This window comes from Haloparvum sedimenti, from assembly GCF_001462205.1.
GTDB lineage: Archaea > Halobacteriota > Halobacteria > Halobacteriales > Haloferacaceae > Haloparvum > Haloparvum sedimenti.
The window spans coordinates 1-1,414 of the sequence record NZ_LKIR01000111.1 but is presented as its reverse complement, the minus strand read 5'-3'; the positions used below and the strand labels follow the sequence as shown (position 1 = coordinate 1,414).

The window sequence follows — 1,414 nt, the reverse complement described above, 5'->3', positions numbered from 1 at the left end:
CCGCGAGCTGCTGCTCGCGTTCGCGCTTCTCGTCCTCGGCCCACGCTCGCACCTGCTGCTGCGTGATCGACGCGTGCCGAGCGTGCTCGACCGGCTCGAGATTCTCCGGACGATTGTCCCACTTACAGCCGTTCTCGTGGTGGACGTCCTTCCCGTCGAGATCGTCGAGGATCTCTCGAAGCGGCATGTCCGCCGGGTAGCAGGCGACGACCGCGAGCAGCCGATGGTGCGCGACGTAGACGTCCTCGCGGCGGTCGAGGACCGTGTGCGGTCGGTGCTCGGTCGACCGCCAGCGCTCGTAGCCGGCGCCGCTTCCGTCTCCGCGTTTCGTCTCGAAGCGAGCATACCGCTGACAGCCGTTCGAACCGAGATGATGGTCTGACACACGTTCATCACCTCAGTTGGTCCCCACCCGCGGAGCGAGCATCATCGTCACGTGGCCGAGCCCGTCCGCGAAGTCGTAGTGCATCTTCACCGGATGGTCCTCCGAATACTCTACCCGCAGGTCGGTGCCACTTCCGAGCGGCTTCAGCATACCCCCAGATATCAGGTAGTTGAGGCTGAACAGCGACTCCGCGTCCCTCTTGATCGCACCGTCGGAGATGTCCTCGCTGCTAATCTCCGTCTTGATCTCGTCGGTGTCGCCCTCTCCGATGACGACGACTTCGCCATCATCAACGACCGCCTTGAACCGCACGTGGTCGCTGGCGAGATCGGCGTTCTCGACCGCGTCCACGAACAGCCCCGCGTCGGTCTCGAACTCCACGCTGGGATCGATAGCCGGAATGTCCGGCTCGTCGCGGATCGCGTCCGGATCGATGCCCGCCATCTCGACCTCGACGTTCGTGTGCTCAATCTCGATCGAGCGCCGCTCCGGCCGGTACGACAGCGTCACCGGGTCAGCCCCGCTCGCCCCGCCGATGTAGTCGTCGAGGCGCTCCAGGTTCAGCCCGATCGGGAACATGCCGTCCCCGACTGACTCGAACGCCGCGGGCTCGACCTCGAGCATCACCATGCCGACGTTCGCGGGGTCGACGGCCGCGACCGACAGCCCCTCGTAGCCGATCCGGAAGATCGCCTCGTCGACGATCGTCAGCAGCTGGTCGACGACGTCCTGGAGCACTTCTGCCCGCACCGTGACCGTCATCCGGTCGACCGACTCCGTCGCTCCCCCGGCGTCCGCGTCGGCCTCCGCGTCAGCGGCCGCCATCACGCACCACCCTCCAGCAGCGCCGCCGCGGCCTCATGCACGGTCGTCTGCAGCTCCTCGCCGCCCTGGTGGTCGCAGCCCGCGCAGAACGCCGGCCCTCCGGTTTCGAACTCCCAGTGCTCGGTGCCGCACTCCGGGCACGCCGGGTAGTCCTCGGCGCGCTCCTCGAGCTCGCGCCAGACCTCCATGTACCGATTGTGCAGC

2 protein-coding genes and 1 pseudogene are annotated in these 1,414 nt (G+C 67.0%); all 3 read right to left on the bottom strand.

Annotated features, from left to right (window positions below):
- A partial coding sequence (locus AN233_RS06340; protein WP_058365965.1) for an HNH endonuclease occupies positions 1–385 on the bottom strand: 385 nt, incomplete at its 3' end.
- A gap of 12 nt (positions 386–397) precedes the next feature.
- A complete protein-coding gene (locus AN233_RS06335) occupies positions 398–1,210 on the bottom strand; it encodes a DNA polymerase (protein WP_058365964.1) in 813 nt (270 codons plus the stop codon).
- Positions 1,210–1,414 (bottom strand): annotated as a pseudogene (locus tag AN233_RS17230) (hypothetical protein); the annotation flags it as partial. The gene AN233_RS06335 and the pseudogene AN233_RS17230, both read right to left, overlap by 1 nt.